This is a genomic window from Sulfitobacter sp. M368, from assembly GCF_025141875.1.
GTDB classification, from domain to species: Bacteria; Pseudomonadota; Alphaproteobacteria; order Rhodobacterales; family Rhodobacteraceae; genus Sulfitobacter; species Sulfitobacter mediterraneus_A.
Window position 1 is genome coordinate 1,386,149 of the sequence record NZ_CP081113.1, and the last position, 25,875, is coordinate 1,412,023.

Genomic DNA, 25,875 nt, shown 5'->3' on the forward strand with positions numbered 1-25,875 from the left:
TGATGGCCAGTATGAGCCGACGATTGACCCTGACCGGGCTTGCGCTTGTTGCGGCAGGCGGGTCGTTCTGGATGCTGCGGCGCCAGTCGGGCAAAGCCGAGGCCGAGGTGCTTTATGCGGCGCCTTTGCCAGCACCCGAGGGCGCACTGCGGGTTTATCACCTGGGCCATTCACTGGTGGGGCGCGACATGCCAGCGATGCTGGCCCAACTGGCGGGCGCGGGCCATCACTACGACAGCCAGCTTGGATGGGGCACATCGCTCAAGGAACATTGGGAGCCGGATCTGCCGATCAATGGCTTTGATGCCGAAAACGCCCATCCGCGGTTCCGCCCCGCGACCGAGGCGATCACGTCAGGCACCTATGATGCGGTGGTGTTGACCGAGATGGTCGAGCTGCGCGATGCGATCAAATACCACGACAGCGCCCGTTATCTGGGCCAATGGGCCAAGCTGGCCCATGCGGCCAATCCGAAGGCGCGGCTTTACCTTTATGAGACCTGGCATCACATCAACGATCCTGCAGGCTGGAAGACACGCATAGATGATGATCTCGATGCACTGTGGCGTGAGCGTGTGCTTTATCCTGCGCTGGCCCAAGGCGGTGCTCCGATCCATCTGATCCCGGCAGGGCAGGTGATGGCGGCCTTTGCCCGTGCGGTTGAGAAGCGCGGGGGTGTTGAGGGTATCACGGCGGTGGATGATCTGTTCGGCATGACGGATGATGGCAGTCGCGACACGATCCATGTGAATGATCTGGGTGCCTATCTGGTGGCGCTGACCCATTATGCCGTTCTGTATCACCGTGATCCGTCAGGATTGCCGCATCAACTGACCCGTGCCGATGGCAGCAATGCCGATGCGCCCAGCGCAGAGGCGGCGGCGTTGATGCAGCAGGTCGTTTGGAAGGTGGTGCAATCCATGCCGGAAACCGGAGTCGCGGGATGAGCCTTCTGGATACTGTCTTTTCCGTCTTGATGGTGGGGCACAGCCTGTTTGGCCAAGACGGGCCGGATATGCTGGAGAACGCGCTCGGCGCAGGTTCAGGCGAAGCGCAGGTGCAGGCGCAGATCATCAACGGTGCGCCTTTGCGCTACAATTGGGACCATGGTGCGGACGCCGAGGGTGTGGATGCGCGGACGGTGCTGGCGGAAGGCGCGATCACCCATCTGGTCCTGACAGAAGCCCTGCCGCTGGCCAACCATGTGACATGGTCCGACAGTGGGTTCTTTGCCCGGTCTTATACAGAGCTGGCGCTGGCAGCCAATCCGGCGGTGCAAGTTTATATCATGGAAACTTGGCACAGTCTCAAAAGCGGGACAGGCGTTGCGGTGGATCATGACGAAGGGGCAGATGTGCCTTGGCGCAGCCGGATTGATGCGGACCTGCCGGTCTGGGAGGGGATTGTTGACGAGGTCAATGCGGGCCTGCCAAGTGATGCGCCTGCCGCCCGTTTACTGCCCGCAGGTCAAGCCATGGGGCGGCTCTATGATGCCATCAATGCTGGCGAGGTTGCGGGTGTTTCCTCCATTTCAGCGCTGTTCTCGGATGACATCCACCTCAATGATCTGGGCCATTACTTTGTTTCCCAGGTTCAATATGCGGCACTGACCGGTCAATCCCCGCTGGGTTTGCCGGGGCCGGGTAAGGGGCGCTGGGGCGGTGATTTCCAAACGCTTGATCCCGCGTTGATGGCGGCGTTGCAGCAGATTGCATGGGATACGGTCGTGGCCTATCAGGGCGATATTGTGGTTGACGCGCCGCAACCAAAAGCAACCGCAGGGAAATCACCGAAATTACCCACTGGCCCACCGCTGCCGGAACCCGCCACGCTGGTCGCAGGTGATGTGACCTTGGGCGGCGCCGGGGCCATTGGTCTTGCGGCCGTGACAGATTGGTCCAGCCAGCAGCCTTTCCTTGATGTGATGAAAACCGCCCGTCCGTGGTTTGGCCATCTGCCCAAACGTTGGGGCGGGATGGATCATGCGGTGTTGCGCGATGAAGGCTATCTGGATGCGCAAGGCTGGCCAATCCGGATGCCTGCGGAGGTCAGCAGCATTGGCACCGTGGCTCTGACCGATATGCCTGAGGGCGCGACATCACTGGCGGGGCGGTATGTGCTGCGCTTTGAAGGGGACGCGGTGATCGAAGTTGCGGGCCGTGCCAGCAACATCCGTTATGGCACGGGCGAGGTGCGTTTTGACTATACCCCCGGTCCGGGCAGCGTGGATATCCGGGTGCAGCGTATAGGGACGGCCGCGCCACTGGGTGAGATCACATTGGTACGTGAAGACCGCGCGGCGATGTTGGATCAGGGGGCGATGTTCAACCCCGATTGGACGGCGCGGCTGACCTCGTTCGAGGTGCTGCGGTTCATGGATTGGATGGAGACCAACAATTCAGACCTGTCCGCATGGCAGGACCGCCCGGTGCCGGGCAATGCCACCTATATGGGCGGGGTGCCGATTGAGGTGATGATCCGGCTGGGCAATGAGTTGGGCAAGGACATTTGGATCAATGTTCCGCATCAGGCCACGGACGATTTTGTGCAACGCTTCGCCGCAATGACCCGCGATCAGTTGAAGGATGAACGCAAGGTTTACGTCGAATTCTCAAACGAGGTCTGGAACTGGCAGTTTGATCAGGCCCGATGGGCGGATGAACAGGCGCGAGACCGCTGGGGCGAGGATAACGCGTGGATGCAATATTACGGGTTGCGGGCAGCAGAGGTGGCGCGGATCTGGTCGGCTGCATTTGCGGCGGAGGCCAAAAACCAACTGGTCAATGTGATCAGCAGCCAAACCGGCTGGCTGGGGCTGGAGGATGCGGCATTGAATGCCCCTTTGGCACAGGCCGAAGGTGTTGCCGCACCAAAAACCGCCTTTGATGCCTATGCCGTAACGGGGTATTTTGGAGGTGTTCTGGGGCTGGAGGACCGCGAGGATATGGTCAAAGGCTGGCTTGCAGATAGCCTTGCCAAAGCGCGGGCCGATGCCGCCTCTGACGGACTGACTGGGCAGGCTGCAACCGAGTATATAGCCGCGCACCGCTATGATCTGGCCAGCACCTTGGCGGCACGTGAATTGCATGATGGCGCGGTGAGTGGCAATCCAGAAGACACCTTGGCCGATCTCATCGGACGGGTCTGGCCGTATCATGCAAAGATTGCAAAAGACCACGGGCTGGACCTGATCATGTATGAGGGTGGCAGCCATATTGTGGGTCTTGGCCCGCAGGTTGAGGATGCCGAGCTGACCGCGTTCTTTCACCACTTCAACTACACGCAGGAGATGGGTGATCTTTACCGGACACTGCTGGCCGGCTGGCAGTCTGTGGGAGGCAAACTGTTCAATGCATACTCAGACGTGTATAGCCCAACCAAATGGGGATCATGGGGTGGCCTGCGCCATCTGGATGATCAAAACCCACGTTGGACCGCATTGACAGGCAATTTATGACCGGCACTTCCATCTTGATCCCTGCCCATAACGAGGCCGGCTATTTACCGGCCTGTATGCGGGCGGTGCTGGCTTCTGACCCGGTCGAAGGACCGGTTGAGGTGATCGTGGTCGCCAATGGGTGCACTGACGACACTGCCGCGATTGCGCAGGGGTTTGAGGAACAGACCCTGCTCAAGGGATGGCGGCTCAAGGTGTTGGACCTGGCCCAGGGCGGCAAACTGAATGCGTGGAATGCCGGAGAGGCCGCGGCACAGGGGGATGTGCTGATCTATCTGGATGCGGATGTGAATGTGTCGCCTCCGCTGGTGGGGCAGATCGCCAAAGCGCTGGCCGTGGATGCCCCGCGATATGCCAGCGGGCAGCCCAATGTGACGGTGCAGGATGATGCATTGACGCGGCACTACACGCGGTTCTGGCTGACCACACCGTTTATGACCCACGGCGTGCCCGGTTTTGGCGTGTTTGCGATGAACCGTACCGGGCGCAGGCGCTGGGACCATTGGCCGGATATCATTTCGGATGACACCTTTGCCCGCCTCAATTTTCGCCCCCACGAACGACACGCTGTGGATGCGGTTTATGATTGGCCGATGATCGAAGGGTTCGCGCGACTGGTGCGGGTGCGGCGGCGGCAGGATATCGGGGTGGCCGAGATCGAAGAGCGCTATCCAGCGCTGTTGGCCAATGACGACCCCAAGGACAACGTCGTGCCGGTGTGGAAGCGCGCCCTGCGTGATCCGCTGGCCTTTGTTGCATTTGCGGCTGTGCGGATTGCGATCAAGCTGCCGATCCTGCGATCGTCAGACCGCTGGGTGCGGGGCCGCTAGATTTACCGGACGTGAGAGGCCAGTTTGGCCGCTTCGACCGCGACATCATGGCGGGACAGGGCGCGAACACGGCCCGCTTCGCCCATTTTTGTCAGCTTTTGCGGAGTGGCCCTGGCCAATTCATCTAGAGCGCGGGCCAATGCATCTGCATCCCCTGCAGGCACCATCCAGCCGGTCTTGCCATCCACCACCAGTTCCGGCGTGCCAGCGATATAGGTCGCGATCACCGGGCGGGCGGCGGCCATCGCCTCCATAATTACCATCGGCAGACCTTCGGCAAAGCTGGGCATGACAAATCCATGCGCACCGGCCAGTTCGGAGCGCACCCGCGCCTCATCTACCCAGCCGGGCAAGGACACGCGCGATTGCAGGCCAAGTTGCGCGATCCGTGCCTCGATCAGGCCGCGCATCTCGCCATCCCCCAAAAGGGTCAGGTGCAGATCGGGATCTTCGGTTCTGGCCAAGGCGTCGATCAACAACAACTGGCCCTTCTGTTCGACAAAGCGCCCGATAGAGACCACCCGCCGTGGCCCTTTGGGCAGGGGGCGCGGATCGCCAAAGCGGGCGGGCTCAATCCCGCAATGTACAACCTTGATGCGGTCCCAATCTTCGGCGGCGGCCCAGCGGCACAGCTGGCTGCGGCCAAAGTTGCTGATCGCGACGGTAAATGCAGCGTGATGCATCTTGGCGCCCAAGGACAACGCGCGGGGGGCGTCAAATTCTTCGGGGCCATGTACGGTGAAAGAATATTCCGGCCCGCCCAACAAATGGGCCAGCATCGCCACGGCGGCGGCATTGGTGCCGAAATGGGCATGCATATGGGTGATGCCCTCGGCCTTGCACCGCTCCAGCACGTAGCAGGCCTCGGCCAGATATATCAGATGGCGTATGCGGCTGCTTTCGGATGCGGCACCCAGATCCGACGCAACCTTTGCGGCGGCAAAAAAAGTGGTGGCATCCGATTTCAAAACCCGAAACAGCGCACGGCCCAGCTGCCCGGCCCCTTGGGCCAGCACATGTTCGGTCTTGGCGTTTTCGGCCTGATCAAGCGGATCAACCAGCGCAGCCGAAGAGGGGCGCATGGCAATGCGGAAGATATCATGGCCCTGCGTCTCAAGCGCGTGGATCTCGCGGCGGATAAAGCTGTGCGAGGGCTGCGGATAGGTGTTGAGGATATAGGCGATCTTCAAGTGGGTTGTCCTTTGGGTTTGTGCCATCCTAACGTCAAATCTTGGCGCTGGTACACGGGTCTTGCAGGGCTTAGTCTGCGCAAACGGCAGAAGTGAGGCAATTTTTCGAGTGTTTGCGCGTATTTGGGAAAAACTGGGGGACAACCGGCTGATGGCGCGGGTGTTCCGCTCGGCCTCTTTGATCATCCTTGGCTATGGTGCGTCGCAGGGGTTGCGGCTGTTGTCGAACCTGATCCTGACGCGGCTTCTGTTCCCCGAGGCATTTGGACTGATGGCGCTCATCTCTGTTGTGACGGTGGGGTTAACCCTGTTTTCGGACGTGGGCATCGCCCCTTCTATCGCACAAAGCAAACGTGGCGATGATCCGGCGTTCCTGAACACTGCATGGAGCATTCAGGTGGTGCGGGGCGGGTTGCTCTGGGTTGCGGCCTGTCTTCTGGCTTATCCGCTGTCGGTGTTTTACGACCAGCCAGCTTTGGCCAGCTATTTGCCGCTGGCGGCGCTTTCGCTGCTGGTCAGCGGGTTCAACCCGACACGGATCGAAACGGCGCACCGGCATTTGTTGATGGGGCGGCTGACGGTTCTGGATCTGCTGTCACAGGTGATCGGGCTGATCAGCATGATCGCACTGGCGTTGATCTTGCAATCGGTGCTGGCGCTGGTGATTGGCGGGGTGATCGGGGCGGTGGCAAAACTGGCGTTGACCCATTTTTACCTGCCCGGCGATCGCAACCGGTTCCAATGGGAAGGGGCCGCGGCCAAAGAGCTGATCACCTTTGGCAAATGGATTTTCCTGTCCACGGTGTTTTGGTTCTTTGCCAGTCAGGGGGACAAGGCCGTGCTTGGCAAGTTTCTGACGCTTGAGACCTTGGGCATTTACAACATCGGCTATTTCCTTGCCAGTTTTCCTCTGCTGCTGGGGCATAATGTAACGGCGCGGGTGATGATCCCGGTTTATCGGGAACAGACGGAACCCGCGCGGATCGCGCGGCTACGCTATGGGCTGTCGGTGGGGGTGATCGGGCTTTTGGTGGTGATGGCGCTGTCAGGGCCATGGCTTGTGGATCTGCTGTATGATGCACGCTATGCGCTGTCAGGGGCGATCATTGTGCTTTTGGCGGTGGCTCTGATCCCGCAGGTGATTGGCATGACCTATGATCAGGCGGCCTTGGCGGCGGGGGATTCGCGGCGGTTCTTTGTCTATTCCGCGATCCGGTCGAGCTTGCAGGTGGGGATGCTGTTTGTCGGCGCGGTTTATGCGGGTCTGATCGGCGCAATCATTGGGATGGGACTGGCGATGGTGCTGTCACATGGGGTGCTGATCTGGCTGGCCCGGGCGCATGGAGTCTGGGATCCGCGTCATGATGCGCTGTTTGCCGGGGTGGGTCTGGCCACGGCTGTGACGGCCGGCTGGATGCATTGGGGACCGATTGCCGCGCTTTGGGCGGCCTCTGGTCAACCCTGACGCAATTTGCGAGCCTGCCGTGCGGCGCGGCCGCGCTGACCAGCCTCACGGCGGCTTTGCCACATGCCCTTCAATCCGCCAGGGCCGCTGGTCTCGACCACCGGGATAGAGACAACAGGCCGCAGGCCGGTTTCTCGTTCCATCTGCCGGGCCGAACGCACAACGGGGTTCAGCAGCTCCAGCAAGAACGCCACGCCAACCGCCACAATGACAGAGGCCACGGCACCCAGCATCGCAATGGTTTTGCGACTGCGGGTGATTGCCGCCTCGGGCACTTGCGCCTCTTCAAGGGTGATCATTCGTTCGCTGCGCGCGCCTGCCTCAAGGGAAAAGCCGACCTCGGCCTCGCTGCGGCGGGTCGCGATGACGTCCAATTGCCCTTGTACCTGTTCAATCCGGCGGGTGTACTGGGCCAGTTGCAGTTCGACCTCTGGAGAGGTTTCCAGGCTTTTGCTCAGAGCGGTGCGCCGTTGGTCCAAAAGCCGCCGCTGGGTGGTCAGGCTGCTGAGTTGCGCCTCGATCTCGCGCTCCTGGCGGGCGACGGTTTCGGCACGGGCGGTGCGGTCAATGCGGGTGCGGGCCAGCTGGGTCGAGATAATCTCGCGGTCCAGTTCCAGCAGGGATGAATTGAGATTTGCAATCTCGTCACGGCGAAATTCAAGGCTGCCTTCAATGGACAGATCATTTGCCTTGCGGAACGCGGTCAGCTCGGCCTCGAGCGCGGCCAGTTCTACGATCAGCTTGTCTTCTTGCTGTTCAAAGAAATCCAGCGTTTCGCGGGTGCTGACCTCGCGCTGCTCTGCGGCCAAAAGGCGAGTGCGATCCGCGATCTCATGGGCAATGGCCTGCGCTTTTTCGGGAGTGTCCATATTGGCGGTGATGGTGATCACCGAAATGGCGCCATCATCGGCAAAGCCTTCGCGCACAGCCGCCATTCCGGTGATTGAAATGGCTTGCCGCAGGCGGCTGACTTTTTCGATCTGCATCAGACCGGGCATATCTTTGTAGAGGTCAAATTTGTCGATGATCTCAAGCAGGCTGCTCCGGGCCATGACCTGTTGTTCGATCAATTGCAAGCGCCGCGCAGAGGAGCCGTCAACGGTCGAAGGGGCCAGGTCGTCTTTGACGATGGGCTGTTCAACCTGAATAACCTCCGAAGAGCTATAGACGTGCTGTTGAAGCAGGGCAAAGACCACCGAGGCCACGCAACCCAGCAGGAACACAAACAGGATCAGCCCCGCACGGCGGCGGAGCATGTCCGTAAAGTCAGCCAGAGTATAGATCGGACCCATGCGTGCTCTATTCTATTTCAATAACCTCACCTGGATCGCCGTTCCGATCCGGGCCTGTCGTTCTAACCAGAGAATTCAGGCTAGAATAGGGCAAATTAATGTAGAAGGTTAGGGTTCTCTACTTCTGGTTAGCGGAACCGGCGGATGCTTGATTTGCGTGCGCGGTTCAGAACCACACCCAGCAACGGCACCTGACCGTCCAGCATCCGTTCGCATTCCAGCAAATCACGGCTGATTGTCTGGGTGCCGTCAGATACCACCAAGATCGCGTCAAGCTGCGGCAGGAAGGCCGAAACATCATCATAGGCCAACATGGGCGGCAGGTCGTAGATCACCAGATCGGGGTTCAGATCCTGTTGCATCCGCGCCAGCGTGGCGTGGGTCTTGGGATCCTGCATAACCTCGGCGGCATTGCGCGAGGGCGATTGGTTGAGGCCAAGCGCAAGTGTGTCTGACACACGCAGCAGGTGATCCTGATCGGCAACCGCGCCGGACAGGTAGTTTTCCATCATGCCGCCGGATGGCAGGTTAAAGGCCTGCGCCACGCCGGGATCGCGCAGGTTAAAGTCCATCAGGACGCTGCGCGAGCCCGCAATCCGTGATAGGCTTTGTGCCAGATTGGTGGCGGTGAAGGTACTGCCACAACCGGCGGTCGGGCCGGTGATGCCGATGTTGACCCATCCGTTTTCCAGCGTGGTCTGGCGCAAACGGGTGCGCAGCAAATCAAATGCACGGCCAGAGGCGTCTTCACGCTCTGCGGGCAGTGTGCTGGGGGCGGGGGACATGGCATTGCCCAGTCCTTCGGTGATCATCGGAATGTCGTTCCACCCATAGGCACGCGGTTGTACGGCCTCTTCGAGGATCATCGGCGCGGGCGCTTCTTCCTCTTCCGGGGGCAGGTCAAACTCAAGATTTGGGGCGGCAAGGGATTGATCCAGCAAGCGGCGTTTGGCCTGTTCGGCCAAGCCGCGGCGCGGGCGCAGGCTGTGCCCCATATCAACCGGGGCATCGATCAAAGCATCGTCCATGTCAAAATCGGACATGTCTTCTGAAAAATAATTATCTTTCATTGTCTTGCCTTTGGGTTTCTTGGCCATGTGCCACTTCGTTTGATAAAGGGTTGCCGGGATCGGGTTGTTTCTAGCAGCCCGTCCGGCGCAATACTACGCCAACCGTTTTGAACAGAATTTTCAGGTCCAGCATCAGCGTCAGATCACGCTCGTAGGTTGCATCAATGGACTTGCGGTGGCTAAAGCCGTTGTCGTTGCGCGACGAGATCTGCCAAAGACCGGTGATTCCAGGGCGCAGGGCCTCATAGGCGGAAGCATCCCCGTACATCGCCAGCTGTTCGGGCAGCATCGGGCGGGGGCCAACAATGCTCATATCGCCGGTCAGAACGTTGAACAGCTGTGGCAGCTCGTCCAATGAAGTCGCCCGCAAGAACTGTCCCACAGGTGTCACACGCGGATCATTGCGCAGCTTTTGCAGCTCATCCCATTCGCGGCGCATCTCGGGGTCGGCGGCCAGATAGGTTTCAAGAACCTCGTCGGCGTTGCGCACCATGGTGCGCAGTTTGAGGATCGAGAACCGTGCGCCTTTGCGGCCCAGACGGTCCTGCGTATAGAAAGGCGAGCCGCCTTCAATCCAAAGCGCCAAGGCACACAGCAGGATAACCGGCAGCGAGAATGGCAGGGTGATCGCAATAAAGGCGATATCCATCAGGCGCTTGGCATAATCGCGATAGATGTAGAAAGGCGCGGTTTTGCGCGCAACGGCGGCATCCCAAACTTGACTGCGCGCCGCCGCACGCACCGCAACGGGTGCGGTGGCGCGGTGCGGCGCTGAAATGTCAAACAAGCCAAACTCAGGCCCATCCGCGTTAAACTTCTTCATGCCAAACCCCCCAGGGTCATTTGCAAATCATTCAGGTCCAAGTGACGGAGCATCCGCCAAACGGGGCTGGCCTTTCTTTGGCGCTTTGGCGGTTTGGGATGCAGGGGCAGCAGGCATCACCGGTTCGCTTGGGCGGCCAATTTGTCCTTCCGGGCCTCGGCGGCTTTTTCTCGCCGCATTTGCGTCAGCAAAAAGGTAGGTCGGACAACAGGCGCAGTATTCTTGGCCCATCTATAGCATCTTTTAGACACATTTGATGCGAAATCTGCGAAACAAACTGTTTCCCAAATGGAGGAAACGGTTTTTCCGCTACGTCATATTGTTGATTGATTTGAAGGGGGTAAGTGGCAGCCCGTAGGGGAGTCGAACCCCTCTTTTCAGGTTGAAAACCTGACGTCCTAACCGATAGACGAACGGGCCACTGTCTGTGAGCGGTTCTTTAAGCAAAGGTGTCTGGACCCGCAAGCAGAAATTTCAAACAAAATGAAAAAACTTTAGTGAGGCCGGTCTTTAAGCCTGCGCGGCATCTTCCAGACGCAATTGTACGGTCTGGCGACCGCGCCATGTGTTGATGTCCAGACGTCCCGCCAGGTGGAACCTTGCGCCATTATGATTCTCCAGCGCCGGTCCAAGCGGGCTGTCAAACGCGCCGAAGGCGATAGCGTCCATCTTGGTGCCCAATCCATCACCAAAGCTGATCTTGAGGTGGCTTTCGCCAACCCGCTTGGCAAAAAAGATCTTCATCTCGGCAAAAACATATCGTGGGGCAGGCGCGGCGGACCCAAATGGGCCGGCTTGCTCGATCATTTCGGCCAGCTCGACAGTTGCAGCCTCCGGCATCATCAATCCGGTCACTGACAGATCGGCAGGGCCGGCCAGATGCGCCCCCTGTTTTGCCAGCAACTCGCCCAGGCGTTCCATGGCTGCTTCCAGCTTGTCTTCGGCCACGGTCAGGCCAGCGGCCATCTTGTGGCCGCCGCCTTTTATCAACAACCCTTCGGCGGCCAGCCGTTGAATGGGGGCGCCCAGATCAATGCCGGAGACGGAGCGCCCGGAACCTTTGCCGATGCCATCCTCGACACCAATGACGATCGAGGGGCGGTTGGAGGCTTCTTTCAGGCGTGATGCCACAATGCCCACAACGCCGGGGTGCCAGCCGGGTCCGGAGGCCCAGACCAGCGGTGCATCAAATCCACGGGATTCGGCCTGCTCCAGCGCGGCGGCGCGAACCGAAGCTTCGACTTCGCGGCGTTCGGTGTTCAAGGTGTCGAGCCGTTCGGCCAAGGCAGCCGTTTCATGCGGATCATCCGAGGCCAGAAGCCGCGCACCCAGATCGGCTTGCCCAATGCGTCCGCCTGCGTTGATCCGCGGTCCCAGCAGGAACCCAAGGTGATAGGCGGTCGGCGCGGTGTCCATCCGCGCCACATCGGCCAGGGCGGCCAGTCCGGGCCGCTCGCGCCGTGCCATCACCCGCAGACCTTGACGCACGAAAGCACGGTTCACACCGGTCAGCGGCGCCACATCGGCCACTGTCGCCAGCCCCACCAGATCCAGCATTGCCATCAGATCCGGGCCTTTGACCTGCGCTTCGCGCAATTGCCGCCCGGCCTCAACCAACATCAAGAACACCACCGCCGCCGCACAAAGATGGGCGCAGGCACCGTCCTCATCCTGACGGTTCGGGTTTACGACAGCCAGTGCATCAGGCAGGGTTTCACCGCCCAAGTGATGATCCAGCACAATCACGTCCGCGCCCTTGGCGGCGGCAATCGGGCCATGAGACAGCGTGCCACAATCGACGCAGATGATCAGATCATGATCCGCAGCCAGTGCCGCCATGGCCTCTTCATTGGGGCCATAGCCTTCATCAATCCGGTCGGGGACATAGAGGGTCGCGTTATGGCCCATCTGCCGCAACCAGACCAGCAAAAGTGCGGCAGAGCTGCCGCCGTCGACATCATAATCGGCAAAGACCGCGATCTTTTCGCGGTTTTTCAGGGCAGACAGAAACCGCACAGCGGCTTGTTCCATATCTTTCAAAGATCGCGGATCAGGCAGCAGATCGCGCAAGGCCGGGGCCAAGAACGCCTCCGCCTCTTCTGCGGGCACACCGCGCCGGGCCAGAACCTGACAGACCGCCATGGGCAGGGCGCTGCGTTGCATGATCAGCTCTGCTGCGCGGTCCACCTCGACGCCGGGACCAACCCAGCGTCTGCCCGTCAAAGAAGCCTCTACGCCTAGAAAATGCACGCGCCGGCCTCCTCCTTCTTCATTTGGCCCTTAAACCTCCCCGCGGAGCGTCCCAAGGCTGCGCCCATCGCTGGGGCTTAGTGGGTCTCGACGGGGGTGCGGTAGTTGATGCGCCGCACCGATCCGGTTTTGGACCGCATGATCAGGGTTTCGGTGGTCATCCAGCCCGGCTCGCGTTTCACACCGGGCAGCAAGGTACCGCCAGTGACGCCGGTGGCGGCAAAGATCACGTCTTCGGTCACCATTTCATCGCGGCTGTAGATCCGGTCCAGATCGGTGATGCCAGCCTTGGCGGCGCGGCCCCGTTCATCATCATTGCGGAACAGCAGACGGCCGTACATCTGCCCGCCCATGCATTTCAGGGCTGCCGCGGCCAGAACACCCTCAGGCGCGCCGCCGTCGCCCATATACATGTCGATACCGGTGTCAGGATCGGCGCAATGCATCACGCCGGCCACATCGCCATCGGTGATCAGACGGATCGCGGCGCCTTTGGCGCGGACCTCGGCGATCATCGCCTCATGGCGCGGGCGTTCCAGAATACATACGGTGATGTCTGCCACGTCACAGCCCTTGGCCTTGGCCAGTGCCTCCACCCGTTCGCCCGGAGACATGGACAGGGTCACAACATCGGTTTCATAGCCGGGGCCAATTGCCAGCTTTTCCATGTAGACGTCCGGTGCGTGCAGCATTGAACCGCGCGGGCCCATGGCGATCACGGTCAGGGCGTTGGGCATGTCCTTGGCAGTCAGCGTGGTGCCTTCGAGCGGGTCCAGCGCAATGTCGACGCCCGGCCCGTTGCCTGTGCCAACCTCTTCGCCGATGTACAGCATCGGGGCTTCGTCCCGCTCACCTTCGCCGATCACCACAACACCGGCGATGTCCAGCATATTCAGCTGCTCGCGCATGGCGTTCACTGCCGCCTGATCCGCTGCTTTCTCATCGCCCTTGCCGACCAGCTTGGCCGAGGCCAAGGCAGCGGCTTCGGAAACGCGGGCAAGGCCCAGCGACAACATGCGGTCTTGGAATTGGGCGGAAGCGGTCATGGGCAATGTCCTTGCTGGTCAAAAAGTCAGCTCATGCTCTAACCGCCCATACCGATTGGCACAAGCATGCAGTGGCCGCGCGGCCCTATTTGAGGCCGTAAAAACCTGCTGCGGTGCCGCCAAAGACCGCCTGTTTGGCGTCTGCTGGCACGATGGCCTCATAGGCGCCGATCAGCGTTTCATAATCCGAGTAAAGCGAATCCACCGGAAAGTTCGATCCAAACATGCAGCGGTCCGGACCAAATTGATCAAGGCATGTCTCGATGATCGGGCGGATACTGTCTGCGGTCCAGTTGTGATCAAACATCCCCAAACCCGAGAGTTTGCACGTCACCTGCGGGCGCTCGGACATTCGGCGCAGGGATTTCGCCCAGGCGGTGATGCCTGCCGTGCTGCGATCATGGGGCGATCCGGCATGGCACAATGCGACCGGTACATCCGGGGCATGGTCCAACACCCGTGCCATTCCATCGTAAAGCTCGGGAATGAGTTGCAGATCAAAGGACAATCCGCGTTTGCCAGCCAGCGCAAGCCCCTTGGCAAACGCGGGGTTGTCCAGCAGATCGTTGGTGCCGGTCACTGCATCCTCGCCGGGGGCGCGGCCGACGATCTGCCGCACACCGCGCAGGGTGCTGAGCGTCTGGAAATGATCAAGCTGCGCATCAAGATCGGGCGCGGTCAGATCGCAAAACACCACCTGCGCCAAAGGCCAGTCCGGTGCGTTGTCCGCTACCATCTGCACCCAGGTTGCCTCGGCGATACTGTCGGCGGCGCCCACCTGAATATGCACCGATGCGTCAAATCCGGCAGCATCCTTGCGAAACTGATCCAGCAGATAGTCCTGCTGGATCGGGGCGGGGTTGCCAAAGAACCGTTCCACCCCCTTGGCCATCAGCCAAGGGTAATGCACAGCGCCGAGATCCCAAAGATGATGGTGCGCGTCTATTCTCATGTGCTCTGCGCTGTGGCTTCGGCCAGAAAGTCGCGACCTTGGGTCTTCCAGAAATGCAGCAGGTCAATGAAGATCCAGTTTTCGGCCAGCTTGTCCCCGTCGCGGCGGTAGATGTCGATCACCCTGAATTCGCCGCTGGTGTCACTGCCGGGCAGTCCCATAAAGCCGCCGGTGGGGCGGGCGGTAAAATTGGGCCAGCCAAAAAAGCCGCCATAATGCCCCTCGGCCAGCCTTGCGATATGTCTGGTCTTGGCGCGGTCGGTGAATCCGGCGCGGAAAGGGCCAGCGTGTTGTTTGGCATAGCGTTCAATGGTGTAGGTCGCGCCAATCCCCTCTGGCCCCCACCAGATCATGTCGTCATGCCATGTGCGGACCAGCTCGTCCTCAAGGGTCAGGCCGGATTTCCACTGCCCCAGATCGCCAATCATCGCATTGATGGCGGCAAGGGTGGCTGCGCCTTCCTCTTCGGGTTGGTCATCGATCAACAAGCCGTCGTGAGTCATCGGGCCGGGTTGCACCAGATGGAAGGCGGTCTGTGACGGGAAGGGACATTGCCCGGCCTGGGTCATCAGGTGTGGAATGTCGAAGTACATGGCTGTTTCGGTGATTTTGCCATTCTCGACCCGGTCAAAGCTACAATACCGCAGGAACGCCATTTTGTTGGTGGGTTTGATGCCCAGCCAAGGCTGATCAAACAGCCCCATCAGATGGCCCATGGACACCACCCAGACCCCTTTGAAGCCGTCCATTTCGTTGGTGCCGGCAAAGAAGATATCCTCGCGCCGTTGCATCCGGGTGAGGGCGGCGCGCAGGGGCGTCCAAAAGCGGGTCGCAACGGTCTCTGCACCATTGAGAAGCCCAAATGGATGAAAGCCGCGCCAGAGATAATCTTCGGCAACATCACGCTGCATCGATTCGCCGATTTTCGCCGGATCTGCCGAAATGAGGGCGGCATGGTGGGCGCGGACGAGGCGCTTTTCTTCTTTAAATGTTAACACGTTATAAGCCTGTGGTTCAGTTTTTTGCATACGTTTGCGAAAAAGAACTTGCCGTAAGGTAGGTCACATGTCTACCCTTGTTGCAAACGTATGCAAAAACATCATTGCGGGGGGAGATCGCTTTGGCCGAAATCAAATTGTCCGGCGTTTCAAAACGATGGGGTGCCTTCATAGGTGTCAACAAATTCGATCTGACGATTGCGGATCGGGAATTTCTGGTTCTGCTGGGGCCTTCGGGCTGCGGCAAGACAACAACCATGCGGATGATCGCAGGTCTGGAGGATCCCACCGATGGTGAGATCCTGATCGATGGTCAGGTCGTGAATGATCTGGAACCCAAAGATCGCGACGTGGCGATGGTGTTCCAGAGTTACGCGCTTTATCCCAATCTCAACGTTTATGAGAACATCCGCTTTCCATTGCGGGTGCGGGGGGTCGATCCTACGACCCACAATGAAAAAGTGATGCGGGCCAGCGCGATGGTGGAACTCGACGAATTCCTGCACCGCAAACCGGCAGAGCTTTCGGGTGGTCAGCGCCAGCGTGTGGCCTTGGCCCGTGCCATTGTGCGTGAGCCGAATGTGTTCTTGATGGATGAACCTCTGTCAAACCTCGACGCCAAGCTGCGGGTTTCAACCCGTGCCCAGATCAAGAACCTCAGCCACGAGCTGGCGGCGACCACCATTTACGTGACCCATGACCAGATCGAGGCGATGACGCTCGCGGACCGTGTTGTTGTGATGGAAAAGGGGATCGTCCAACAGGTGGGCAGCCCCACAGACATTTATGACCGTCCGGCCAACACCTTTGTCGCCAGCTTTATCGGCAACCCGGCGATGAACCTGATCGATGGCGAGATCGCCGGCGGCGCCTTCACGGCCAAGCACACCAACATTCCGGGTCTGAAGGTCAAGGACGGCCCGATCACTTTGGGCTTCCGCGCCGAGGATGCGATGGTTTCTGCGGAAGGCGGCAATATCAATGCGCCGATCTACACGCTGGAGCTTTTGGGCGATGCGACCATGGTCAGCGTTCGGATCGGAAGTGCGCTGGTCAGTGCCCGTGCAGACAAGACATTCCGCGCCGAGATCGGCGATATGGTGTCGATCACGATACCTCAAGATCACTGCCACTTGTTTGATGCAGAAACAGGGGCACGGCTGGAGGATTGATCCTCCGGCAAACCGAACCGCGCCCCAAGGCGCGGCTTTATCTACAGGGAGAAAACCAAATGAAACTCAAGACAATCCTCATGGCAGGTGTGATGAGCGTTGCAGGCAGCATTGTTGCTGCGGACTGCGCGTTTGAAAACACTGTCGAATTGCGTTCGCTGTCTGCGGGCTTTGAAGCATGGAAAGCTGTCACAGACGCGATGGCAGAATGTGGGAACTTCGAGGCCAACCTCGACCAGGACTTCCGCGAAAAGCAGCCAGAAGCTTTTGCTGCGAACCCATCGCTGTATCACATTGGCGGCGTTGCCAACTCCACCATGATCCCGCTGCTGACAAGCGGCTCGATCCGTCCGTTGGATGATCTGGTTGCCAAATACGGCCAGAACCTGACGCCAAACCAGAAGATCACTGTGGATGGCAAGATCATGGCGATTGCCATGATGGTGAACAACCAGCACCTGATGTACCGCGAGGACATCCTGAACGATCTGGGTATCGCTGTTCCGACAACCTATGACGAAGTGTTGGCCGCAGCTGAGAAGATCAAGGCGGCAGGCGTTGTTGAATACCCCTTGGGTGGCACCTTCAAAACAGGTTGGAACCTCGGCGAAGAGTTCATCAACATGTATCTGGGCGAGGGCGGTTCGTTCATCGACGGCAACAACATGCCAACGATCAACAACGAAAAGGGCATCAAGTCTCTTGAAACACTCAAGGCTCTGACCGCGTATATGGATCCAGAATACCTGGTGTCCGATTCCACATATGTGCAGCAGCAGTTCCAGCAGGGCAAAATCGCCATGGCGAACCTCTGGGCCAGCCGCGGCGGCGCAATGGATGACGAAGCGGAAAGCCAAGTTGTCGGCAAAGTCAAAATGGCCGCTGCGCCAATGGGTTCTGCTGCACCTGCCTCCTCGATCTGGTGGGACGGTATCGTGATCGCCTCCAACATCACCGACGAAGAAGCCGAAGCGGCGTTCCGCGTTGCGATGGAAGGCATGGACGAGGAAGTTGTGAAAGCCAACAACGACGCGGCTGTGTGGCTGATCGCAGGCTATGAGCCTGGTCCACTGGCAGCCGGCGCTGCGGCGACCGCACAAAAAGGTGCCAAGCCTTACCCTGCGTCCGGCCCGATGGGCATCATGCACACCTCTTTGGGTAACGGGATCTCCGACTACCTGACCGGTGCAAAAGACGCAGCAACTGCGCTGGCAGACATCGAAGCGGCCTATATAACAGCTGCCAAAGAATCCGGCCTGATCGACTGATCCGGTTGCGGGGCCGCCTTGTGCGGGCGGCCCCGATTTCCCAAACCAACTCAATTAACAAACAGCCGAATACCGGAAAGGGAGGTCGCATGAAGTTCAAGACATTCGCCGCATTTGTCGGCCCGTCCGTATTGATAATGCTGATTTTTATTGCTTTCCCGCTGATCACGGTGTTCTGGCAAAGCTTTAATCTGACACAGCCTATCTACAAAACCATCGAAGTTGAGACCTGCACGCCGGGTTTTCTGACCCAGACCTGTACGATGGAAACACAAACCATCCCGGAGCTGGATGAACATGGCGAGGTCATTACAGAGACCACATTCGTCGGGTTGCAAAGCTACCGCAATGTGCTTGAACTGGACCGTTTCTGGGAGGCTGTGTCCGAAGGGGCATGGGGCAAGCTGCAAACCATCGATTTCTGGAAAGCTCTGCGCTTTACCCTGATGTTTACGCTGGTCACCCTGCCACTTGTTGTGGGCACCGGGTTGCTGATCGCGCTGACCATCAACAACGCCAGCCGCGCCATTCGCGGGCCGGTGATCTTTATCTCGCTGCTGCCATTTGTCGTGACACCTGTGATCGGCGCTCTTTCGATCAACTGGCTGTTCCGCGGCGACGGTATTCTGACAGCCTTTCTGGAATGGTGGACCGCCAAGGATCTGGCGCTCTTTGCTCAGGCCTGGACCATCGAATTGATGATGATGTTCTACCGCGTCTGGCACGTCGCGCCCTTTGCCGCGATCATCTTCTATGCCGGCCTCCAGACAGTGAACCAGGACAGCCTTGAAAGCGCGGTGATCGACGGGGCAAGCCGTTGGCAGCGTCTGCGCCTGATCATTATTCCGCATCTGATGCCGCTGATTATCTTTGTGACCATCATTCACCTGATGGATTGCTACCGTGCCTTCGAAGAGATCGTTGGCTTCAGCAGCCAGGGTTACGTGATTTCCCTGCAATGGCTGACCTATGACTTCCTTGTGCCGGATCAGGCAGGCAACCGCTCTGTTTCACGGGCATCGGCCTCGGCCATGCTGACAATGATCGGGATTGCGATCCTGCTCGTGCCACTTCTCAAGCGCACCTGGCGCGACCATCGGGGGACCCACTAATGACTGCTCGCGCCCTTCAACAACCGACTTCACTCAAGATCGCATCGGGCAGCTTCCTCGCGATCTGGAGTGTGATCGCCGCTTTCCCGATCTTCTGGATCACGGTGATGAGCTTCAAATCCCCCGTGGATGCCTTCGACAGCAACCCGCTGAACGTGATCTTTGGCCCCGAAACCGTGGCCAATGGCAATGGGCTCTCGCTGTTCGATATCCTGCTTGGCGTTGTGCTGATCTATTTCGTGATCCGCCTCTGCATGCAGCGGTTGCCCGCACTGGTCGAACGCCACTCTCCCGGCGGTTGGCTGGTGCTGGGCTGGATCATTGCCGCCGCGCTGGTGGGTGTGGCCGTGATCTTCCTGTTCCTCGGTGTATTTCCCGTGGTCAGCAATGTGGTGAACCCGCTGCTTGGCCCGCTTGGCAAAGATGTGCTGGGCGCAACCACGGAACATTATTACACGGTCTGGTTTGAACGCGGCTTTGCCAACAACTTTGCCAACTCCCTGATCGTGACCGCCGGCGTTGTGACTGTCTCTCTGACGGTGGGGACATTGGCAGGCTACGGTCTGGCACGGTCCGGTTCGGTTCTGGCCTTCTGGCTGCTGATCATTGCACTTATTTTCCGCGCCCTGCCGCATTCGGTTCTGGTCGCAGGCTACCTGCCTGTGTTCATCAGCTCCTCTGAATGGCTGGCCCCGATCTTGGGTGAAAACGCGCCCACGCTTTACGGCAAGCCCATCGCGGTGATTGCGGTTCTGGTGGCGATCAACCAGCCCTTTACGATCTGGATGCTGCGCAGCTTCTTCTCCAACATCCCTGCGGATCTGGACGAGGCGGCGCGTGTGGACGGCTGTTCGCACTTCAAAGCCTTCCGTCTGGTGATCATGCCAGTCATGTGGCCGGGAGTGATCACGACGGGTCTCTTCAGCTTCTTGCTGGCCTATAACGACTTCCTCGTGACCTCTTTGCTGCTTGATGCCAGCAATCAAACGATGGTTCCGGCGATCGCAGGCATGTTCAACCGCGAAACCACCACCACTGACCAAGTGGTTGCTGTGGCTGCGGCGGTGTCGATCACGGCGCCACTGTTCCTGCTGGTGATGGTGTTCCAACGCCAGATCGTCAGCGGCCTGACCGCAGGTGCGGTGAAAGGCTGATGAGCAGCAAGGCACGACATGGGGCAACTGCCCGGCATCCGGCGCTCAACCGGATGCCGAGGGACTTCATAGGCAGGATCGGCGCGTGCTGATCTGAAACCTATGCAAGAAAGGATGATCCGATGAAAGGATCCCGACCCGAACAAGCCGTGCTGAGCCGTGATACGGACCTGAGCAAAACAGATGAGACCCGCGCCGTGATCGAAGGCATGGTGGATGGGCTGAATGACCATACGATTGATGGCATTGGCGCATTCTTCCACGATAGCTTTCGCTGGATGGGCAACACCGGCTGCGGCACCAAAACCGGCCTGACGCAGTTTCAGGACAACTGGCAACGCCCCTTTCAGGCGGCGTTCTCGGACAAGGTCTGCGTGGACGAGGCCCGCCTTTACATGGGCGAATGGGCCGCGGCCTTTGGCCGGCAGGAAGCCACGCATTCGGGCGATTTCATGGGTCTCGCGCCCACAGGTAAAAGAATTGAAATCCGCTACATGGATTTCTGGAAAGTTGAAGACGGCAAGATCTCGGACAACTGGGTGATGGTCGATTTTCCGCATGTATTGGCCCAGCTGGGTGTCGATGTGTTCAACGGCGAAGGCTGGGAAAGCTATGACCGGGGCGAAAAAACGCCGCCCCGGCCCGACAATCAAGGATAAGAGCAATGGCGATCGAATTTCTCAAGCGCAGCAAGCCCGAGACAGAAAAAGCAGAAGATGACGCGAAGGTGCGGGATGTTGTGGCCTCCACTTTGGCGGATATCGAGGCGCGCGGCGATGCCGCGGTGCATGAGCTGGCGGTGAAGTTTGACGGCTATGACCGTCCGTCCTACCGCCTGTCGGATGACGAGATCGCGGCGATCATCGCCAAGGTGTCCGAGCGTGACATGGCCGACATCCGCTTTGCCCAGGAACAGGTGGTCAATTTCGCCAAGGCGCAACGGGCCTCGATGACCGATATCGAAGTGGAAACGCTGCCCGGTGTGATTTTGGGGCACAAGAACATCCCGGTGCAATCGGTGGGCTGCTATGTGCCCGGCGGCAAATTCCCGATGGTCGCTTCGGCGCATATGTCGGTGGCCACGGCCAAGGTGGCGGGGGTGCCGCGCATCATCGCCTGCACACCGCCCTTCAACGGAGAGCCGAACCCGGCAGTGATTGCCGCGATGCACATCGGCGGCGCGGACGAGATCTATGTTCTGGGCGGCATTCAGGCAGTGGGCGCAATGGCCATCGGCACCGAAAGCATCGCGCCGGTGCATCTGCTGGTCGGGCCGGGCAATGCCTTTGTGGCCGAGGCCAAGCGCCAGCTGTTTGGCCGGGTGGGCATTGATCTGTTTGCCGGGCCGACCGAGACCATGGTGATTGCCGATGACACGGTGGATGCCGAAATGTGCGCCACCGATCTGCTGGGCCAGGCCGAACACGGCTACAACAGCCCCGCCTGCCTGATCACCACCTCGCGCAAACTGGCCGAGGCGACGATGGGCGAGATCGAGCGTATCCTGAAGATCCTGCCCACCGCCAATACGGCGTCGGTGAGCTGGGAAGACTTTGGCGATGTGGTGCTCTGCGACAGCCATGACGAGATGCTGCAGGTCGCCAATGACATGGCCTATGAACATGTGCAGGTGATGACGGACCGTGATGACTGGTATCTGGAGAACATGCACAGCTATGGCGCGCTGTTCCTGGGTCCGCGCACCAATGTGGCCAATGGCGACAAGGTGATCGGCACCAACCACACGCTGCCCACCAAGAAGGCCGGTCGCTACACGGGCGGTCTGTGGGTTGGCAAATACCTCAAGACCCACAGCTATCAGAAAGTCACCACGGACGAAGCCGCCGCGATGATCGGCGCCTATGGCTCTCGCCTGTGCCTGCTCGAAGGCTTTGTCGGCCACGCCGAACAATGCAACTTGCGTGTCCGCCGCTACGGCGGACAGAACGTTCCATACGGCGAGGCGGCTGAATGACGCTAAACAGCCATGATGCAAATAAGGCGGCCCTCGGGGCCCTGCGGGCGGCCCAATACAATTGGGACGCCGCGGGGATTCGCGCGGCGCTTGACGACATCGCAGCGCCGGACGCAGTGTTCCACCACTGCCACCCCTTCGGCGATTTGATCGGGGCAGAGGCGTTTTATGATGGGGCCTTGGCCCCGCTTCGGGCCGCTTGGCCGGACGTGGAGCGGCGCGACTGGATCGTGATGGCAGGGCAGGATGGCGACGGGGCAGAATGGGTCGGCTGCGGCGGGCATTTCTACGGCACCTTTGCCGCGCCGTTTCTGGATATCCCGCCAACGGGCCATTTGTGCCACATGCGGTTTCACGAATTCTACAGGTTCGAGAACGGCAAAGTGGTGGAGTTTCAGGCGATCTGGGACATCCCCGAAGTGATGATGCAGGCCAATGCATGGCCCATGTCGCCTTCGCTGGGGCGCGAGTTTTGCGTGCCGGGGCCGGCCACCTGTGATGGGCTGCACCGCCCCGCGCGTGATCCTGAGCAAAGCCAGCAAAGCTGCGACCTGATCGTGGATATGCTGGAACATCTCAAGCTGCATCCGTCCAAAGGCGGTCCTGAAGTCATGCAAATGCCCAAGTATTGGGACGAACGTATGAACTGGTACGGGCCTGCGGGCATCGGAACCGGGCGCGGCTATGCAGGCTTTCGCAACTGGCACCAGATCCCGTTTCTGGGCGGCATGCCGGACCGCGGCCAATATGTGGATGAGATCACTTATCACTTCTTTGGCGACAACAATTATGCTGCCGTCACGGGCTGGCCCAATATGATCCAGACCGTGACCCATGACGGTTGGCTCGGGATTGCCCCTTCGGGCAAGAAAATCACCATGCGGTCGCTGGATTTCTGGCGTATTGAAGATGGCAAGATCCGCGAGAACTGGGTGACGGTTGATATTCTGGATGCCTACCGGCAATTGGGTGTCGACGTCTTTGCCCGTCTGCGGGAGTTCAACAAGGCCCGCGTGCCCGGCGCGGTGCCATTCCCAGTAGGAGACCCTTGATGGAATTGCCTTCAACACCGTCCTTTCGTCTGGATGGAAAACGCGCCCTTGTTGCGGGGGCGTCTTCCGGGATCGGGCTGGCCTGCGCGACCGCTTTGGCAGAGGCGGGCGCCTCTGTCACGCTGGCGGCCCGGCGGCGCGGCGCCTTGGAAGACTGCGCGGCGGCCTTTGCTGAAAAGGGCTGGAGCGCGGAGATCATGCCGCTGGACATCGGCGATCTGGAAGGCACCCGCGCAGCTGTCGGTGCGGCCGATCCGTTTGATATCCTGCTCAATGCCGCTGGCACGGCGCGCCATGCTCCGGCGCTGAACACAACGTCAGAGGACTTTGACGCGGTGATGGGCGTGAACGTGCGCGGCACCTATTTCTTGGCCCAAGCCGTGGCACAGGGGTTGATGGATGCGGGCAAGCCGGGTTCACTGATCACGATCTCCAGCCAGATGGGCCATGTCGGAGGACAGGAACGGGCGCTTTATTGTGCGTCCAAACATGCCGTGGAAGGCATGACCAAGGCGATGGCAATTGAATGGGGACCGGCGAAAATCCGCATCAACACCATTTGCCCGACCTTCATCCTGACCGACCTGACACGCCCGACATTTGATGATCCGGCCAAACGCGCCTGGATCGAAGAGAAGATCAAGCTGGGCCGCGCAGGCGAGGTCGAGGATATCATGGGCGCGGCGGTCTATCTGGCCTCAGATGCCTCTGCGCTTGTCACCGGCACGGCGATGCTGATCGACGGAGGATGGACAGCAGACTGATGGCGCAGAACAAGGTCACCTCAGCAGAAGTTGCCGCCCGCGCAGGCGTAAGCCAATCGGCGGTCAGCCGGGTGTTCACGCCCGGTGCTTCGGCCTCGGCCAAGACTGTGGAGAAGGTGCGCACTGCCGCGGCAGAACTGGGCTACCGGCCCAATGTTCTGGCCCGTGCGATGGTATCAGGGCGCAGCCGCATCATCGGGTTGGTGGTGGCCTATCTGGAAAACCAATTCTATCCCGTCGCGCTTGAACTGCTTTCAAATGCCTTGCAGGCCAAGGGCTATCACATCCTGATCTTCACCGCGCCAAACTCCACCGACGGGATCGACAGCGTTTTGCAGGATCTGATGGATTATCAGGTCGATGGCATTGTCGCGGCGTCGGTTTCGATGAGTTCGGATCTGGCGGCGCGGGCGCGCTCGGCTGGGATTCCTGTCGTTCTGTTCAACCGGGGCCAAAACGGCGAAGGGTTTTCCAACGTCACCTCAAACAACGTGTTGGGCGGCGCCAAGGTGGCGGAATTCCTGATGGCTGGCGGACATGAGCGGATCGCCCATATCGCCGGTTGGCAGGGCAGTTCGACGGGCCGTGATCGCCAAGAGGGGTTTGTTACCGCGCTTGAAGCGGCAGGGGTGGAGCCGTTTGACGTGCTGGAAGGCATGTATAAACGCGATATCGCAATGGCGGCGGCGCGGTCCCTGGTGGACCGTCCAGACCCGGCAGATGCGATTTTTGTTGGCAACGATCACATGGCCTTTGCCGTGATGGACGCGGTCCGCGACGCCGGGATGACCCCCGGCAGAGACATTTCGATTGTGGGATATGACGATGTGCCAATGGCAAGTTGGGGCTCTTACGACCTGACAACGCTGCGGCAACCGGTCAATCGCATGGTCGATGCAACGGTCGAAACTCTGATCGACCAAATTGAAAAACCAGCCGGAAAACCCGGCCTGTTTGAAATAGAAGGCCAGCTGGTTGTACGCAGCTCGGCACGCATTCCTGAAGGATGGACACAATGAAAGGGTTTGACCCTAAATTCACCGATTTTCCCGACTATATCATCGGTATCACCAAAGAGATCTGGGAAGATCGCGGCATTTCCACGCTGCACCAATATTATGCACCCGACATCGTTGTGCGCTCACCTGCCTCGGTTGTGGTTGGCAATGAAGGGGTGATTGCGGCCACCATGGCCACGCTGGCGGAGTTTCCTGACCGGACCCTGTTTGGCGAAGACGTCATCTGGTCCGGCACGCCCGAGGAGGGCATGCTTAGCTCACACCGGCTGTATTCGACGGCAACGCACAGCAATCCTGGCGTTTACGGCGCGGCAACGGGCAAGAAACTGGGTTACCGGATTCTTGCGGATTGCCATGCGATCAATAACCAGATCAACGACGAATGGCTGATCCGCGATCAGGGTGCGATTGTGCGCCAGCTGGGCGTGGACCCCAAGGACTATGCCCGTGATCTCATCGCCCGCGAGGGTGGTCCGGAAAATTGTGTACGGCCCTATACCCCGGCAAATGACGTCGAAGGCCCCTACAAGGGCACCGGCAACGACAATGAATGGGGACAGCGGTTCGCCGATATCCTGACCCGTATCATGAATGCCGATTTTACCGTGATCCCGCAGGAATATGACCGCGCGGCAAACCTTTATTATCCGGGCGGCATTGAAGCGATGTCATTCGACGGGGCGGACCAGTTCTGGATGGGGCTTCGGGCGTCCTTCCCGAATGCGGAGTTCAAGATCCACCACACGATTGGCCGCGATGATCCAATGATGCCGCCCCGAGCAGCCTTGCGCTGGACCTTGCACGGCAAGCACAGCGGTTGGGGCAGCTTTGGTGTGCCCACGGGCAAGGATGTGTTCATCCTCGGTGCAAGTCACGCCGAATTTGGGGCGCTTGTGGGCGGCGAGCCCAAGCTGCGCCGCGAATGGTCCTTGTTTGACGAAACATCTGTCTGGAAGCAAATCCTGCTTCAGACCGGAGACCTTTAA

22 protein-coding genes and 1 tRNA gene are annotated in these 25,875 nt (G+C 59.6%); 14 read left to right on the top strand and 9 right to left on the bottom strand.

The features are described 5' to 3' along the window. The first annotated feature begins 2 nt into the window (after positions 1-2). Genes K3754_RS06995 through K3754_RS07005 form a run of 3 tightly spaced genes read left to right on the top strand, consistent with a single transcriptional unit; the run spans position 3 to position 4,287 of the window. On the top strand, positions 3-947 hold the full coding sequence (locus K3754_RS06995; protein ID WP_259942289.1) for a hypothetical protein: 945 nt from the start codon (positions 3-5) through the stop codon (positions 945-947). Continuing rightward, complete coding sequence (locus tag K3754_RS07000) at positions 944-3,457, top strand: hypothetical protein (protein ID WP_259942294.1); 2,514 nt, start codon at positions 944-946, stop codon at positions 3,455-3,457. The genes K3754_RS06995 and K3754_RS07000 overlap by 4 nt, the downstream gene beginning before the upstream one ends. Then, positions 3,454-4,287 (top strand): glycosyltransferase family 2 protein, encoded by an 834-nt coding sequence (locus K3754_RS07005; RefSeq protein WP_259942297.1) that lies wholly within the window; start codon positions 3,454-3,456, stop codon positions 4,285-4,287. Before K3754_RS07000 ends, K3754_RS07005 begins: the two co-directional genes overlap by 4 nt. A 2-nt stretch (positions 4,288-4,289) precedes the next feature. Here the strand turns inward: K3754_RS07005 and K3754_RS07010 are convergent, their stop codons facing one another. Further along, on the bottom strand, positions 4,290-5,477 hold the full coding sequence (locus K3754_RS07010) for a glycosyltransferase (RefSeq protein WP_259942299.1): 1,188 nt from the start codon (positions 5,475-5,477) through the stop codon (positions 4,290-4,292). 151 nt (positions 5,478-5,628) lie between these two features. Between K3754_RS07010 and K3754_RS07015 the strand changes: the two genes are divergently transcribed. Then, complete coding sequence (locus tag K3754_RS07015) at positions 5,629-6,942, top strand: oligosaccharide flippase family protein (RefSeq protein WP_259943267.1); 1,314 nt, start codon at positions 5,629-5,631, stop codon at positions 6,940-6,942. On the opposite strand, the gene K3754_RS07020 is transcribed toward K3754_RS07015, so the two are convergent. The 8 genes from K3754_RS07020 to K3754_RS07055 form a co-directional block, all read right to left on the bottom strand. Further along, positions 6,933-8,234, bottom strand: a complete 1,302-nt coding sequence (locus K3754_RS07020) for a Wzz/FepE/Etk N-terminal domain-containing protein (protein ID WP_203211708.1) — start codon at positions 8,232-8,234, stop codon at positions 6,933-6,935. The genes K3754_RS07015 and K3754_RS07020 overlap by 10 nt on opposite strands. Positions 8,235-8,362: 128 nt before the next feature. Then, positions 8,363-9,304: a CpsD/CapB family tyrosine-protein kinase gene (locus tag K3754_RS07025; RefSeq protein ID WP_203211707.1), complete on the bottom strand. Its 942-nt coding sequence runs from the start codon at positions 9,302-9,304 to the stop codon at positions 8,363-8,365. Between the two features lie 70 nt (positions 9,305-9,374). Then, positions 9,375-10,127, bottom strand: coding sequence for a sugar transferase (locus K3754_RS07030; RefSeq protein WP_259942305.1), 753 nt, complete (start codon positions 10,125-10,127; stop codon positions 9,375-9,377). Between the two features lie 345 nt (positions 10,128-10,472). Beyond that, a tRNA-Glu gene (locus tag K3754_RS07035) sits at positions 10,473-10,547 on the bottom strand. 90 nt (positions 10,548-10,637) lie between these two features. Continuing rightward, positions 10,638-12,377 carry a single-stranded-DNA-specific exonuclease RecJ gene (gene recJ, locus K3754_RS07040; protein WP_259942307.1) on the bottom strand — a complete coding sequence of 580 codons (1,740 nt, stop codon included), beginning with the start codon at positions 12,375-12,377 and terminating at the stop codon, positions 10,638-10,640. 77 nt (positions 12,378-12,454) lie between these two features. Further along, complete coding sequence (gene glpX, locus K3754_RS07045) at positions 12,455-13,423, bottom strand: class II fructose-bisphosphatase (RefSeq protein WP_203211704.1); 969 nt, start codon at positions 13,421-13,423, stop codon at positions 12,455-12,457. A gap of 85 nt (positions 13,424-13,508) precedes the next feature. Continuing rightward, positions 13,509-14,375 carry an amidohydrolase gene (locus tag K3754_RS07050; protein WP_203211703.1) on the bottom strand — a complete coding sequence of 289 codons (867 nt, stop codon included), beginning with the start codon at positions 14,373-14,375 and terminating at the stop codon, positions 13,509-13,511. Continuing rightward, positions 14,372-15,373, bottom strand: a complete 1,002-nt coding sequence (locus K3754_RS07055; protein ID WP_409202370.1) for an ester cyclase — start codon at positions 15,371-15,373, stop codon at positions 14,372-14,374. Before K3754_RS07055 ends, K3754_RS07050 begins: the two co-directional genes overlap by 4 nt. A gap of 122 nt (positions 15,374-15,495) precedes the next feature. Between K3754_RS07055 and K3754_RS07060 the strand changes: the two genes are divergently transcribed. The 10 genes from K3754_RS07060 to K3754_RS07105 all read left to right on the top strand — a co-directional run bounded on the left by K3754_RS07060 (position 15,496) and on the right by K3754_RS07105 (position 25,875). Beyond that, positions 15,496-16,545, top strand: a complete 1,050-nt coding sequence (locus K3754_RS07060) for an ABC transporter ATP-binding protein (RefSeq protein WP_259942316.1) — start codon at positions 15,496-15,498, stop codon at positions 16,543-16,545. 59 nt (positions 16,546-16,604) lie between these two features. Continuing rightward, entirely contained in the window at positions 16,605-17,813 is a 1,209-nt protein-coding gene (locus K3754_RS07065) for an ABC transporter substrate-binding protein (RefSeq protein WP_203211700.1), read from the top strand. A gap of 89 nt (positions 17,814-17,902) precedes the next feature. Continuing rightward, on the top strand, positions 17,903-18,925 hold the full coding sequence (locus tag K3754_RS07070) for a carbohydrate ABC transporter permease (RefSeq protein ID WP_203211699.1): 1,023 nt from the start codon (positions 17,903-17,905) through the stop codon (positions 18,923-18,925). After that, positions 18,925-20,079 (top strand): carbohydrate ABC transporter permease, encoded by a 1,155-nt coding sequence (locus tag K3754_RS07075; RefSeq protein ID WP_259942324.1) that lies wholly within the window; start codon positions 18,925-18,927, stop codon positions 20,077-20,079. The genes K3754_RS07070 and K3754_RS07075 overlap by 1 nt, the downstream gene beginning before the upstream one ends. A gap of 122 nt (positions 20,080-20,201) precedes the next feature. Then, positions 20,202-20,738, top strand: a complete 537-nt coding sequence (locus K3754_RS07080) for an ester cyclase (RefSeq protein WP_203211697.1) — start codon at positions 20,202-20,204, stop codon at positions 20,736-20,738. A gap of 5 nt (positions 20,739-20,743) precedes the next feature. Beyond that, the gene (gene hisD, locus K3754_RS07085) at positions 20,744-22,054 is read left to right on the top strand and encodes a histidinol dehydrogenase (protein WP_203211696.1); all 1,311 of its coding nucleotides are present in this window, start codon (positions 20,744-20,746) and stop codon (positions 22,052-22,054) included. Then, positions 22,051-23,106 carry an ester cyclase gene (locus tag K3754_RS07090; protein WP_259942329.1) on the top strand — a complete coding sequence of 352 codons (1,056 nt, stop codon included), beginning with the start codon at positions 22,051-22,053 and terminating at the stop codon, positions 23,104-23,106. Before hisD ends, K3754_RS07090 begins: the two co-directional genes overlap by 4 nt. Further along, positions 23,106-23,870, top strand: a complete 765-nt coding sequence (locus K3754_RS07095) for an SDR family NAD(P)-dependent oxidoreductase (protein ID WP_259942331.1) — start codon at positions 23,106-23,108, stop codon at positions 23,868-23,870. Before K3754_RS07090 ends, K3754_RS07095 begins: the two co-directional genes overlap by 1 nt. After that, the gene (locus K3754_RS07100; RefSeq protein ID WP_409202371.1) at positions 23,855-24,889 is read left to right on the top strand and encodes a LacI family DNA-binding transcriptional regulator; all 1,035 of its coding nucleotides are present in this window, start codon (positions 23,855-23,857) and stop codon (positions 24,887-24,889) included. The genes K3754_RS07095 and K3754_RS07100 overlap by 16 nt, the downstream gene beginning before the upstream one ends. Next, positions 24,886-25,875 carry an ester cyclase gene (locus tag K3754_RS07105; RefSeq protein WP_259942334.1) on the top strand — a complete coding sequence of 330 codons (990 nt, stop codon included), beginning with the start codon at positions 24,886-24,888 and terminating at the stop codon, positions 25,873-25,875. The genes K3754_RS07100 and K3754_RS07105 overlap by 4 nt, the downstream gene beginning before the upstream one ends.